Here is a 13,725-nt window from a genome sequence, read left to right as displayed (position 1 = left end):
AATCGGCGCGTTTTTTTATGATTAAAATTCTTCAGGGGAATCAAATCAGTCTTCGTTATTCAGCCGCCAGGCCAGTTGATCAAGATAGATTTGCTGATCGCGTCGCGCTTTAAGCGCCTCTTCCAGGGTGCAGCGTACGAAATGAATGGGTTCACCTAACCGTAATTGCGCCAGATTGAACATATCCGCTTCGATAACACAGGCAATCCGTGGATAGCCACCCGTAGTCTGTGCGTCATTCATCAACACGATAGGCTGACCGTTGTGTGGCACTTGCACCACACCCGGCAGCAATCCATGTGACAGCAATTCGCGGTCTGTGGTGCGTTCCAGGCGTTGCCCCTGCAAGCGATAACCCATGCGGTTACTTTGCGGGCTTAGCTGCCACGGCAAACGCCAAAACACATCCTGAGAGGTTTGAGTAAACTCGTGATACTCCGGCCCCTCCAACGCACGAATGCGATTTCCCCATAAAAGTTGCTTCACACCACGCGCTTCGCGGAAATGTCGCGTTGCAGGCAGTTGAGGGATTTCATCGCCATCTTTGAGTAACCGCCCTTCGAAGCCACCGATTTGCGCTTTCAAATCGGTGCTATAAGAGCCCAGGACTTCAGGAATGTCTAACCCGCCAGCCACAGCAAGATAGCTACGCATCCCACGTTCAGGCACTGTCAGGCGGAGTTGCTGGCCCGCTTTGACAGGCAGCCGCCAGCCCGTCCACACTGCATGACCATCCAATTCTGCGTGGCAACCCGCTCCGGTTAGCGCAAACCAACCCTCTTGCGTGAACTCAACGACACAATTTCCCAAGGTAATTTCTAGTGCAGCACTTTCTGGTGCATTGCCCACCAGCAAATTTGCCATTTGTAATGCTGGTGCATCAAGCGCACCGCAACGGCTCACACCTAACTGCCGATAACCATAACGTCCAGTGTCCTGCACCGACATGTGCAATCCAGCACGAATTATTTTCAGCACACGCCCTCCTTTTGAGGCACGAAGCGAACGGTATCACCCGGAGCCAATAATGTTGGCATTTCATCTGCCGGATTGAACAACTGCACTGGCGTCTGGCCGATAAGTTGCCAGCCGCCTGGTGTGGCTAGCGGATAAATCCCCGTCTGGCTGCCCCCAATCCCCACCGAACCGGCTGGTACTAACAAACGCGGTTCAGCTCGACGGGGTGTTTCAAGCGCTTGCGCCAGCCCGCCAAGGTAGGCGAAGCCGGGCTGGAAACCGAGGAAGTAGACGATATAGTCAACTGAGGAATGCTGCTCCACCACCTGGCTTGGCGATAACCCACAATGTTCGGCAACTTCCCAGAGATCAGGGCCGAAACTTCCGCCGTAAATAACCGGAATTTCAATGCGTCGGGATTCAGGCACAATCGCCTCGCTCTCCTCCCACCAGCGTTGAATACGTTCAATGCCATCCAGCGCCAGGCTTTGCGGCTCACGCAGTACCACGGTGATGTTGTTCATCCCAGGAATCACTTCCAGTACTGCAGGCGCTTCTAACAGTCGTTGCGTTAATCCCCAGATGCGTTGCTGGCTTTTTAGCGATAAAGGGGGTTCCAGCTCAAGAACCACTGCACTTTCGCCTAACAGATAACACCGTGCTCTTTGCACTTTTGCTCCTTGGTTTTGCGCTATGCAGGGTTAGGAATATCGATGAACGTGACGTCCAAATCTGTTTCGCTGTTCAGCCAGTCACTCAGTGCCTGGATGCCGCCGCGTTCAGTGGCATGATGCCCGGCCGCATAGAAATGCAGCCCCTGTTCACGCGCAGAATGGATGGTTTGCTCTGAAACTTCGCCAGTAATAAACGCATCAACACCAAAACGTGCCGCGCTATCTATAAAGTTTTGCCCGCCGCCAGTACACCAGGCTACGCGGCGAATTTGCTCAGGGCCAGTATCGCCACACCACAGTGGCGTTCGCCCAAGGCGCATCTCAATCCATGATGCCAGCTCAACGCCAGATAACGGCGTTGGAAACTCTCCCCATGGCACTAGCGGCTCGATTTCACCCTGGGTTTCAATCCCCAACAGCGCACCGAGTTGCGCGTTATTACCCAGTTGTGGATGCGCATCAAGCGGCAAATGCCAGCCGTAGAGATTGATATCGTGACTCAGTAACGCTTTCAGGCGATGGCGCTTCATGCCACGAATCACTGGTGATTCACCTTTCCAGAAGTAACCATGGTGAACAATCACCGCGTCTGCCTGGCTTCGTATCGCTTCATCAATCAACGCCTGACTTGCCGTCACGCCAGTAATGATTTTGCGTACTTCTTCGCGTCCTTCAACCTGCAAACCATTCGGCGCGTAGTCGCTGATCGCAGCGCTGTTGAGTTTCTCGTTAATCAGGCGTTCCAGTTCGCTATTTTTCATGTTCTTGCTCTCAAGATTTACGGGCCACTTCATAAGCGGCGAGTGTGGCTATACGTGCCTGTTTATGGTCAACAATGGGACGTGGGTAGTCCAGCGTCAGTGGCTGAATATCAGCCCAAACCCATGGGGTATGAATGTATTTATCTGGCACAATCCCCAGTTCTGGCAACCACTGGCGTATAAATTCACCTTGCTTATCAAACCGCTCACCTTGGGTGGTCGGGTTAAAGATGCGAAAATAAGGCGCGGCATCAGTACCCGTCGAGGCTGCCCACTGCCAGCCACCGTTATTGGCCGCCAGGTCGCCATCAATAAGTTGTGACATAAAGTAGCGTTCACCCTGCCGCCAGTCGATCAATAAATCTTTGACTAAAAAACTGGCCACCACCATTCGTAAGCGGTTGTGCATCCAGCCGGTGGCATTCAATTGCCGCATCGCCGCATCCACAATCGGAAAACCGGTGTTACCTTGCTGCCAGGCAACAAACTGAGCGTTATCTTGTCGCCATGCCACGCTATCTGTCCATGGGATAAACGGCTGATGACGGCAGAGTTTGGGCCAGGCTACCAGCAAGTGGCGATAAAACTCGCGCCAGATTAACTCGTTTAACCAAACGGATCCGACACCACCTTCAAGTGCCTGAGGATGTTCACTCAGCAAACGTTGTAAACATTGACGAGGTGACAGCACACCTATCGCCAGATAAGCCGACAAACGGCTGGTGCCGTCAACGGCGGGGAAATCACGTTGTTGCGCGTAATCCTCAACACGCTGGCGGCAAAAGAAGCGCAACTGGTTAATCGCCTGCTTTTCGCCATAAGGGAATAGGTTTGGGTCAACCGATTGTTGCGGGTAATCGAATGTGCAGATATTTGCAGTTTCAACCTGTAAGGCATTGCGCACTTGCGGTGAAGAAACACATTCTGGTAGACCTTCTTTAAGACGTTTTATGAACGCTTTACTAAACGGGGTAAACACTTTGTACATCTCGTGATTACCCGTCGTCACACTGCCTGGCGGCAGCAAAACACTGTCATCAAATCCCTGGCAAACCACATCTGATCCCAGCACCTTTTCTAGTTCGGCATCGCGCTGGCGTTCATTGAACTCATATTGATAGTTGTAAAAGAGCGCATTCACTTGCTGCGTTTCACAGAAGTTTTTCAGAAAATCGACACTCTCATCAAAGCCATCGACTTGCCGGATAAACAGGTCAATTCCCCTGGCCGCAAGCGCAGTATGCAAGCTTTGCAAATGCTGCCAGATGAATTCCGCCTGGCGGGGAGACATCTCATGTTTGCGCCATTGAAGAGGTGTGGCGATAAATATCCCAATAACCCTGGCATCAGGGTCACGGCAGGCAGCAGCCAGCGCCAGATTGTCGTTGACCCGTAAATCATTGCGAAACCAGACCAAATGCGTGGTCATACAACTCCATAATTAATTGCCAAGCCGCAAGCGTAACGCTTCGGGATACGGCTCAAAGTAGCGCTGTTGCGCCAGATAAGCGTCAGGATATTCTGCCATATAGTGTTTTAACAAGGTGATAGGTGCCAGTAAAGGTTGGGTTCCCTGGCGATACCTGTCGATAAGGCCTGAGAGCTCCTGTCGCTGGCGAGAATTTAACTGGCGGCGGAAGTATCCCTGAACATGCATTAGCACGTTAGTGTGGTTGCGACGCGTCGCCTGATGCTCAAGCAAGGCCATTAAGCGCTGGCGATATTCATTGAAAAAGTCATCCAGAGAACCCCAGCTGACGATATCCGCCACAAAACGCCCCAGCTCCCGATATTGCGGCTGTGAATGCGCCAGCAGCAGCAATTTATAGCGGCTATGAAATTCGATAAGCCCACCGCGCGTCAGGCCTGCGTTTCGCAATTTATTAAGCTCATAAAGCGTATAAATGCGCTCAACAAAATTCTCGCGGATCGCCGGATCGTATAAGCGTCCATCCTCTTCCACGGGGAGCCAGGGCAGTTGGCGTTTCAGTTCAGCGGTAAATATCCCCGTGCCACTTTTTCGGTTATTGCTGCCTTCTGCATCGTAAACCCTCACTCGTTCCATGCCACAGCTCGGAGATTTTGCACAAACAATATAACCGCACAAATGCTCCAGACCCGCGATGCGGCGGGCTGAGAACTGCTGCATCGCCTGAGTTAAATCCCCTTCACGATGATTGCTAAAACGTAAGGCAACTTCACCATCGTCCAATTTAACCAGACGCAAAGCGGGTCTTGGGGTCGGTAAACCAATCGCCATTTCCGGGCATACAGGTTCAAAATGCACCCACGGTGCCAGCTCATTAATGGCAAACGCCAGCCTTTTATGCCCACCATCAAACCGGACATTTTCCCCAAGTAAGCAAGCGCTGATGCCAATACTCATTTTGTCACTCATGACTTGCTCCTTTGAAAGTGTTCATTTAAGTGTAGTAAGCTCATCGGGAATTGTTCTCTTACCGCTTCAATGCAATCCGAATTATTTCGGATGTATTTTGACAGGAATAGCTCGGTGACCAATCCACGTACTTTAAACGATGTTAATGTTTTTCTGCCTTTTGACGCCTAAATACCCCTACAATTAGAGGGACTGTAGATGAAATATATTAGCAATCCTTTTGAATTGGGAATATATCGCTTTAACAAAGCAGAGACCCGTGAGGACACTTTACCTCGTTAAATCAGGCGCGTATGGGGTCTTCTGTGCCGTCACTTGAGCGTAGCAATAACCCAAAGTTCGATTTATTCAATAAACCCGTATTTAAATCGGTCATATTTCCCCCTCCTGTTTCAGTGTAAATAATTAAAGTTATTCCCGTTCCGGTCGTTAATAGCCACTAATGCATTTATAAATAACCCGGAAGGCCATAGCATGTTTAACTCCATCCGCAGCAGAGTTTTAGTTGCTACAACATTAATTGTGGTCAGCGCATTATGCGTAAATACCTTTATTAATTATCTAATTAGTAATTCTGCAAACAATAATTCAATCAACAGTACACTTACCGCCTTGGCGGAAAGTCACTCTGAAACAGTGAATCAGTGGACTGAAACCAAAGTCGCCCAGATTAGTTCCTTGACAGCCCATGTTAGCGATGCCGATCCGGTTCCACTGTTAACCCAGGTTGCCACTTCTGGTCACTTTATCAATGTGGACATTGGTTATCCGGACAAACGTGATATTTCCTCTGATGCATCGGGTATCCCGGAGGGTTACGACCCGACTTCTCGCCCGTGGTATATTCAGGCGGCCCAAGCGAAAAAGCCAATCGTGACAAATCCTTATCAGGATGCCGGTACGAAAAAACTTATTGTCACCGTGGCAGCACCGCGTATTGAGAACGGGGAACTGCTGGGTGTGGTGGAAGGTGATATCAATATGGATGCGGTGATTGCCAACGTGCGTTCAATTCATCCGACCGAGGGTAGTTTCGGCATGTTGATGGACGCCGATGGAACGATCATCGCCCACCCGGACGAATCGCTCACCCTCAAACCCCTCTCCGGCATTGCGCAGGACCTCAAACTGTCAGAATTGCTGAATTCTGCAGTACCGATTCAGGCTAATGTTTTAGAACGCCCCACCTTTATGATGGCCATGCCGGTTAAAGGCACCAACTGGTACATCGTGGTGGCGATGGATAAAGCAGAGGCAACCGCAAGCATGCGTTCGCTACTGTGGACTTCAACGGTCTCTTTGATCGTGCTGATTGCGCTCGCCGCACTTATCATCAGCTTTATCACTAAGCGCAGCCTTGGCCCGTTGATCCGCGTTCGTGAGGCAATGGACTCCATCGCTCAGGGTACCGAAGACTTAACCCAGCGTTTAGTTGTGGACGGCAATGATGAAGTGGCACAGATTGCCAGCGCATTTAACCGGTTTGTCGACAAGCTCGCGGTGGTGATGAAATCCATTCGTAGTAGTAGCGAGTCGGTGCGTATTGCTTCCGAGGAAATTTCCTCTGGGAATATCGATCTTTCTGCGCGTACAGAATCGGCTGCCGCAAGTCTGCAACAGACCTCAGCGGCGTTGGAACAGATCTCTTCAACTGTCGCGCACTCAGCCAGTTCATCTCATGAAGCCAACAAGGCCGTGCTTTCTGCCGCCGAGGTTGCACGCCGTGGTGGCAACTCGGTGCGCGATGTGATTCAGACTATGAACGCCATAGAAGCAGCCTCCGAGAAGATCGGCAATATTATCGGCGTGATTGATGGTATTGCGTTCCAGACAAATATTCTGGCACTGAATGCCTCGGTGGAGGCCGCGCGAGCAGGTGAGCAAGGAAGAGGATTCGCGGTAGTAGCCAATGAAGTACGGAACCTGGCAAGCCGCAGCGCGCAGGCGGCTAAAGAGATAAGAGTACTTATCGATTCGACGGTGACTAGCGTGTCATCGGGTGCAAAGCAGGTTCACCATACTGGTAATACCATGCAGGAAATTGTCACCAGCGTGACTTCCGTCACCACCATGATGGCGGAAATTAACCAGGCTGCGGATGAGCAAATGAAAGGCATTGCGGAAATCAATGCTGCGGTAGCCCAACTCGATACCATGGTGCAGCAGAACGCAGCCCTGGTTGAGGAATCAACGGCTGCTTCTGCGGCACTTCAGGATCAGGCAGGCGAACTGACTCTGGCGGTGAATCAATTCCGTCTGTAAGACTGCAAGCAAAACCCGGCCAAAGCCTAACACCGTTCACTTAAGCCAATGAATGAGGGGAAACACCGGGATTTGGTTCCCGGAGGGATGCCAAACCCGGTGGTCGCCCCGGATATCTCGTTCTTAAACTAACGGTGTTAGGCAGAAGCCGGGTTTCGACTATCTGCCATCCGTAATGACTTTGCTCATATTGACCCCAGTTACCCGAAACCCAGTAGACTCGTAAACATGCCGTGCGCAACCGTTGTCACCGGCGACACGGAGTCTTATCTGTTCAACATCCTTTTCACGAAGATCTTGCTCGAGAGCACTCAGCGCCTGTTTACCCAGCCCCTGCCCCTGGTAGGAACCGAATATGTGAAAATCGTAGATGAATACGGTACGCATATCTGCATCGGGTTTGTACCAGAGGTATCCCACATGCTGGTCTTTATCGCCTAACCGGGTAATCAGACAGAGCAAAACCTGCCCCGGCGTGTTAACCCCCACAGGGAGATCCGCCTCTATTTCCCGTTGCGCTCTTGCCAGAGACTCACAATCGGAAAGCCCGTAGTTTGATTCAATTTCCTTCGCATAATCGGGAATAAAGTATTCAAGATAAGCAGAGTACTCATCCTCCTGCATTGGCCTGAGCAAGATCATGACTGATTCCTTCGAAATAGAGGGTGCTGAAAATTATCACGGTAACAAAAAAGGCTACCCGATTGGGTAGCCTTACGCTTGAATATTTGGTGGATGTCGCTGTATGAACCCGACAAAACCCACTTACATCATCGGTGTTGCCAAACGCACCAGACTGATAAGCGGTTGCGGGTAAACACCCAGCAACAGCACCAGCACAGCCGAGATCAACACCACAACCCCGCCCGCTGTTAACGCCCAGTTAGTTGGGGTATCACGGGTCAATTGTTGCGGCGCGTTCAGGTACAAACTCACCGTCACACGCAGGTAGTAGTACAAACCAATTGCACTGCCCAGCACCACAGCGCCGGTCAACCACCACAGGTGAGACTGAACACCTACCGCAATGATGTAGAACTTACCGATGAAGCCCAGCGTCATTGGGATACCGGCCAGGGACAGCATCATCACCGTCATCACCGCAGACAGAACTGGCTTGTGCCAGAACAGACCACGGTAAGAGTACAGCGAGTCTGCATCCGGGCCTCGGTATGGGCTGGACATCAGGCTGACCACGCCGAACGCGCCGAGGCTGCTGAACAGATAGCCTGCCAGATAAACGCCAACCGATTCCATCGACATATCGCCGCTTTGCAGCGCAATCAATGCCACCATCAAGTAACCGAGGTGGGAGATAGACGAGTAACCCAGCAGACGCTTAATGTTGGTCTGACTCAACGCCATCAAGTTACCGAAGATGATGGAGATGAAGGCAATAATACCGAGTACCACACGTACCGCTTCGCTATCGCCAACTGGCGCATAGAGGAACAGACGCATCACCACACCAAAAATGGCGATTTTGCTGGCCGTCGCCAGGAAAGTAGAAACCGGAGCCGGAGCGCCCTGATAAACATCTGGCGTCCACAGGTGGAATGGAACCAGTGACAATTTAAAGCCCAGGCCAACAATCATCATACCCAAACCCGCCAACAGCAGCGGTTCGTGCAGCGAGTTGTCTGCCATGCTCTTACCGAGAGCCACAAACGACAGGTCGCCAGACTCTGCATACACCAGCGCCATACCGAACAGCAGGAATGAAGACGCACACGCAGACAGAATGGTGTATTTGATACTGGCTTCCAGCGAGCGTTTCTGACGGAAGGCGTAACCAATTAGGCCGAACAACGGCAGTGAAATCAATTCAATACCGAGGAACAACGCCGCCAGGTGATTGGCGTTTGCCAGCAGAATACCGCCAAGGGCGGCAATCAGCACCAGCAGGTAAAACTCTTCGCGGTTGTCGGTGTATCCCTCAAGCCACGGATAAGCAAACGTACAGGTTGCCAGGCTCGCCAGCAGAACCAGTCCGGTGTAGAGCATCGCATAGCCATCAACGCGCATCAGCGGCGTGACATCCATGGCTCCAACTTGACCCACAAACCAGAGTGAAACGAGTGCTGCGTTAAGTCCGATAACTGACAATGTTGCATTGATAAAATGGTCGCGTCGCCACGCTATGGAGAGCATCACAACCACCACCGTCAATCCGACGACGAGCAGCGGTAGCAGCGCGATCAATTGTTGAGGAGTTATAGTCATGGCGAATTACGGCCTTGTAGTTGGAATTGAACTGGTAAACCACTGCTGAATATTGCTCATCGCGGCATGCGAAGTATCCAGAATTGGCTGCGGGTAGAAGCCCAACAGGACTAACAACACCACCAGCAACAGGATGATAAAGAACTCGCGCGGCGACATGCCAGGCAGCTGTTTATCACTGATTTCGCTTTTAGCTTTACCGAAGTAAGCGCGATGCATCATTGCCAGAGAATAAACTGAGGCAAAGACCAGACCGAAGGTAGAAATAATCGTAATCACTGGCACGACATGGTAGCTGCCGAACAGAATCATGAATTCGCCAACGAAGTTACCGGTACCTGGCATCCCAAGGGTTGCCACTGCGAAGAACATCGACAAACCTGGCAACCATTTGATTTTGTTCCACAGGCCGCCCATCAGGCGCATATCACGGGTGTGCAGACGCTCGTAAATCTGACCGCAGATGATGAACATACCGGCCGCAGAAAGACCGTGAGCAATCATCTGAATCACAGCACCCTGATAAGCCAGTTGGTTGCCGGTATAAATGGCAATCAACACAAAGCCCATATGGGACACAGAAGTGTAAGCAATCAGGCGCTTGATATCAGTTTGCGCGAAGGCCATCCACGCACCGTAGAAGATACCGATGACACCGAGCCACATGGCGATTGGCGCAAATTCAGCGGACGCTTCCGGGAACAGTGGCAGTGCGAAACGCAGCATGCCGTAGGCCGCGGTTTTCAGCAAGATACCTGCGAGGTCAACAGAACCCGCTGTTGGTGCCTGGGAGTGCGCGTCTGGCAACCAACCGTGCAATGGAACGACAGGCATTTTCACCGCAAACGCAATGAAGAAGCCCAGCATCAACAACCACTGAACGCTGCTGGACATTTCAGTATGCAGCAGTTGCTCGTAGCTAAATGTCCAGACGCCAGTTGAGTTGTAATGAACGAACACCAGGCCAAGGATCGCAATCAACATCACCAGGCCACTTGCCTGGGTGTAGATGAAGAACTTGGTTGCTGCGGTGATACGCGTCTTCCCGTCGGAGGCTTTGTGGCCCCACAGTGCAATCAGGAAGTACATCGGCACCAGCATCATTTCCCAGAAGAAGAAGAACAGGAACATGTCGATGGCAAGGAACACGCCGATAACGCCACCGAGGATCCACATCAGGTTGAGGTGGAAGAAGCCCTGATATTTTTCGATTTCATTCCAGGAACACAGTACCGCCAACACACCGAGCAGGCCGGTGAGCACCACCATCAGCAGTGACAGACCGTCAATGGCTAAATGGATTTCAATCCCAAAACGTGGGATCCACGGCAGGATAAATTCAGACTGCCACTGCGGCAAACCTGCGGATTGCGTCAGTGAGTAGCCACCCTGCAACCACAGTTGCAGCGAGAGCGCCAGTGTCAGTCCCATCGTTACCAGCGCAATCCAACGCGGCACTTTTACGCCGAAGCGCTCAGTCTGCCAGCAGAAGAAGCCGCCAATGAAGGGGATTAATATCAACCAAGGCAATAACATAGCTAAGTATGTCCCTTATCTTTGCTCCTGCTCAGGCTATCTTGCTCGCCATACTGAACCCCGGCAGTGCTCGCAATCCTCACGTACTTGAGTACGCTCCGGTTGCTGCGCGCTGGCGGTGTTCAGTCTGGCTTCGCCGATGACGCCTGTCCTTCAGGAACAGTTACTTAAGATTTATTTTTACTGTGAAGTTCCCTTCACACAAAAACTACAAACTCAACGCAAGACCAGCAGCAAGCCCAGAATCACGACCGCACCGATACTCATTGAAGCCACATACCAGCGCAGGTAACCGTTCTCGCTCACCAGCAGGCCACGACCTGCAAAGCGTGAAAGAACTGCCGGAATGTTCATCAGTGAATTCAGCGGATCACTCTTAATCAACCAGGCGATACCCAGGAATGGCTTAACGAAGACTTTGTCGTACAGCCAATCGAAGCCCCAGGCATGGAACCACCAGGTACCAAAGAAGCGGCCCGGTGCACTGTTGGCAATAGCGGTGACCAGAGTGCGTTTGCCCAACCACAGCCACGCAGCAATCAGGATACCGGCAATCGCCACAACGCCTGAGGTAATCTCAAGAGTCAGCACGCTACCGTGCGCAAGCTCAGTGGTTGCAGGCAGAACACCGTGCAGTGGCGGAACAATCATTGCGCCAATGAACGTGGACAGCACCATCAACACAATCAGCGGCAGATGGTGGGTAATGCCTTTGCCCGCGTGAGCGTGAATTTGCTCTTTACCGTGGAAGACGATGAAGATCATACGGAAGGTATACAGAGAGGTCATAAACGCACCGACCAGACCCGCAACCATCAGGTTCATATGACCATTTGCCATCGCACCGGCCAGAATCTCATCTTTACTGAAGAAGCCCGCAGTGATGATTGGCAGTGCAGACAACGCGGCCCCCCCCACCAGGAAGCAAACATACACCAGTGGAATGGACTTACGCAGACCACCCATTTTGAAGATGTTTTGCTCGTGGTGGCAAGCAAGGATAACCGAACCGGATGACAGGAACAGCAACGCTTTAAAGAAGGCGTGAGTCATCAGGTGGAAAATCGCCGCATCCCACGCTTGTACACCGAGTGCCAGGAACATGTAGCCAATCTGGCTCATGGTCGAGTACGCCAGTACACGTTTGATATCGGTTTGCACCAGAGCCGCAAAGCCCGCCATCACCAGCGTAACTGCCCCGACGATGCCGACTAAATGCAGCACTTCAGGCGTTAACAGGAACAGGCCGTGAGTACGAGCAATCAGGTAGACACCCGCGGTAACCATGGTGGCTGCGTGGATCAGCGCTGAAACTGGCGTTGGGCCAGCCATCGCATCTGCAAGCCAGGTCTGCAATGGCAACTGCGCAGATTTACCTACCGCACCGCCTAACAGCATCAGGGTTGCCCATGTCAGCATCTGGTTACCGGCAGCAAAGTGCTGCGGTGCCAGCTCAACCATTTCGCGGAAGTTCAGCGTACCCAGTTCGTTGTAGAGAATGAACAACGCGAACGCGAGGAACACATCACCCACACGGGTCACAACAAACGCTTTCATGGCTGCGGCACCGTTCTTCGGATCGGTGTAGTAGAAACCAATCAGCAGATACGAGCACAGACCTACACCTTCCCAACCGAGGTACATCAGCAACAAGTTGTCGCCCAGAACCAGAGTCACCATGCTGGCGATAAACAGGTTGGTGTAGGCGAAGAAGCGAGAGTAGCCCTCTTCACCGCGCATATACCAGGAAGCGAACATGTGGATCAGGAAGCCAACACCGGTCACCACAGACAGCATGGTTAATGACAAACCGTCGAGGATCAGATTGAAGCCGATATTAAAATCGCCCACTGACATCCAGGTCCACAGCGGCTGGGTAAAGGCTTGTTGCCCGTTGTTAAAGAAATCAAGCCCGGCAATCGCGGTGACTAACGCCGCCAGACCTATCGAGCCGACCCCGACCGTGGCAGAAAGATTCTCTGACCAACGACCACGAGAAAACGCCAACAATAAAAAGCCAACAAAAGGCAAAAGAATGGTTAACCAGAGAAGGTTCATCCACGCATCTCACTTACTGAATCGATATTCAGGCTCTGGCGACGACGATGGAGCTGCAGTAACAACGCCAGGCCAATACTGGCTTCGGCGGCAGCTAAGCTAATCGCGAGTATATACATCACCTGGCCATCAGCCTGGCCCCAATAACTGCCAGCGACCACAAACGCGAGTGCCGCTGCGTTAATCATCACTTCCAGGCTAATCAGCATGAAAAGTAGGTTGCGACGAATCACCAGCCCTGTCAGCCCCAGTACGAACAAAATAGCCGCGAGGATAAGTCCATGTTGCAGCGGAATCATACGTGCTCCTCTGATTTTCTTTTCACAGCCTGGTCAGCCTGGCGATTACTCAGCACTTCACCTGCACGGTCTTCACGACCCAGGTGGAATGCAACAACCAGCCCCGCCAGCAACAGCATGGAGGCTAACTCCACCGCCAGAACGTACGGTCCAAATAGCGCGATACCGACCTGTTTAGCACTGATATATGTCCCGTCGATACCCTGGTCATTCAGGCTCAGGATCGCGTACACCAATACCGAAAGCAGAATGGCTGACAAAATACCAGGGCCAATCCACAACTGCGGCTTCAGCCATTGACGCTCTTGTTCAACGACCGCACCACCGAGGTTGAGCATCATGACCACAAAGACGAACAACACCATGATGGCACCGGCGTAAACGATAATCTCAAGCGCTGCGGCAAAGTATGCCCCCAGGGCGAAGAACACCCCGGAGATGGCCAGTAATGAGATTATCAAATACAGCAAGGCATGCACCGGGTTGGTGTGCGTGATCACCCGCAGGGTGGTCCCGACCGCGATGATTGCGCAAATATAAAAAGCGAATTCCATTGC

At 52.0% G+C, this 13,725-nt stretch carries 12 protein-coding genes; 1 reads left to right on the top strand and 11 read right to left on the bottom strand.

Going from position 1 to position 13,725, the window contains the following annotated elements:
• Positions 1 to 45: 45 nt before the first annotated feature.
• The 5 genes from pxpC to VJY99_RS18840 are packed head-to-tail and all read right to left on the bottom strand — an operon-like array spanning position 46 to position 4,790.
• Complete coding sequence (gene pxpC / locus VJY99_RS18860; RefSeq protein WP_324121211.1) at positions 46 to 978, bottom strand: 5-oxoprolinase subunit PxpC; 933 nt, start codon at positions 976 to 978, stop codon at positions 46 to 48.
• Entirely contained in the window at positions 972 to 1,628 is a 657-nt protein-coding gene (gene pxpB, locus VJY99_RS18855; protein ID WP_324121209.1) for a 5-oxoprolinase subunit PxpB, read from the bottom strand. Before pxpB ends, pxpC begins: the two co-directional genes overlap by 7 nt.
• 20 nt (positions 1,629 to 1,648) lie before the next feature.
• A complete protein-coding gene (locus tag VJY99_RS18850; protein WP_324121207.1) occupies positions 1,649 to 2,392 on the bottom strand; it encodes a type 2 GTP cyclohydrolase I in 744 nt (247 codons plus the stop codon).
• Between the two features lie 10 nt (positions 2,393 to 2,402).
• The gene (gene phrB / locus VJY99_RS18845) at positions 2,403 to 3,821 is read right to left on the bottom strand and encodes a deoxyribodipyrimidine photo-lyase (protein WP_324121205.1); all 1,419 of its coding nucleotides are present in this window, start codon (positions 3,819 to 3,821) and stop codon (positions 2,403 to 2,405) included.
• A gap of 12 nt (positions 3,822 to 3,833) precedes the next feature.
• Positions 3,834 to 4,790 carry a 2-thiouracil desulfurase family protein gene (locus tag VJY99_RS18840; RefSeq protein WP_324121203.1) on the bottom strand — a complete coding sequence of 319 codons (957 nt, stop codon included), beginning with the start codon at positions 4,788 to 4,790 and terminating at the stop codon, positions 3,834 to 3,836.
• A 474-nt stretch (positions 4,791 to 5,264) separates the two neighbouring features.
• On the opposite strand from VJY99_RS18840, the gene VJY99_RS18835 reads away from it, so the two are divergent.
• Entirely contained in the window at positions 5,265 to 7,052 is a 1,788-nt protein-coding gene (locus tag VJY99_RS18835) for a methyl-accepting chemotaxis protein (protein ID WP_324121200.1), read from the top strand.
• Between the two features lie 159 nt (positions 7,053 to 7,211).
• On the opposite strand, the gene VJY99_RS18830 is transcribed toward VJY99_RS18835, so the two are convergent.
• The 6 genes from VJY99_RS18830 to nuoJ all read right to left on the bottom strand — a co-directional run bounded on the left by VJY99_RS18830 (position 7,212) and on the right by nuoJ (position 13,722).
• On the bottom strand, positions 7,212 to 7,694 hold the full coding sequence (locus VJY99_RS18830; RefSeq protein WP_324121198.1) for a GNAT family N-acetyltransferase: 483 nt from the start codon (positions 7,692 to 7,694) through the stop codon (positions 7,212 to 7,214).
• Between the two features lie 123 nt (positions 7,695 to 7,817).
• Positions 7,818 to 9,275 carry an NADH-quinone oxidoreductase subunit NuoN gene (gene nuoN / locus VJY99_RS18825; protein ID WP_324121196.1) on the bottom strand — a complete coding sequence of 486 codons (1,458 nt, stop codon included), beginning with the start codon at positions 9,273 to 9,275 and terminating at the stop codon, positions 7,818 to 7,820.
• Positions 9,276 to 9,281: 6 nt separating this feature from the next.
• Positions 9,282 to 10,811 carry an NADH-quinone oxidoreductase subunit M gene (nuoM, locus tag VJY99_RS18820; protein ID WP_324121194.1) on the bottom strand — a complete coding sequence of 510 codons (1,530 nt, stop codon included), beginning with the start codon at positions 10,809 to 10,811 and terminating at the stop codon, positions 9,282 to 9,284.
• 216 nt (positions 10,812 to 11,027) lie between these two features.
• A complete protein-coding gene (gene nuoL, locus VJY99_RS18815; RefSeq protein ID WP_324121192.1) occupies positions 11,028 to 12,869 on the bottom strand; it encodes an NADH-quinone oxidoreductase subunit L in 1,842 nt (613 codons plus the stop codon).
• Positions 12,866 to 13,168 (bottom strand): NADH-quinone oxidoreductase subunit NuoK, encoded by a 303-nt coding sequence (gene nuoK / locus VJY99_RS18810; protein ID WP_034458791.1) that lies wholly within the window; start codon positions 13,166 to 13,168, stop codon positions 12,866 to 12,868. The genes nuoL and nuoK overlap by 4 nt, the downstream gene beginning before the upstream one ends.
• Positions 13,165 to 13,722, bottom strand: a complete 558-nt coding sequence (nuoJ, locus tag VJY99_RS18805) for an NADH-quinone oxidoreductase subunit J (protein ID WP_324121189.1) — start codon at positions 13,720 to 13,722, stop codon at positions 13,165 to 13,167. The genes nuoK and nuoJ overlap by 4 nt, the downstream gene beginning before the upstream one ends.
• Positions 13,723 to 13,725: the final 3 nt, after the last annotated feature.

This window comes from Buttiauxella sp. (genome assembly GCF_035271705.1).
Classification (GTDB): domain Bacteria; phylum Pseudomonadota; class Gammaproteobacteria; order Enterobacterales; family Enterobacteriaceae; genus Buttiauxella.
Note: the sequence above shows the minus strand (reverse complement) of the source record. Positions and strands in the feature narration are given on the sequence as shown.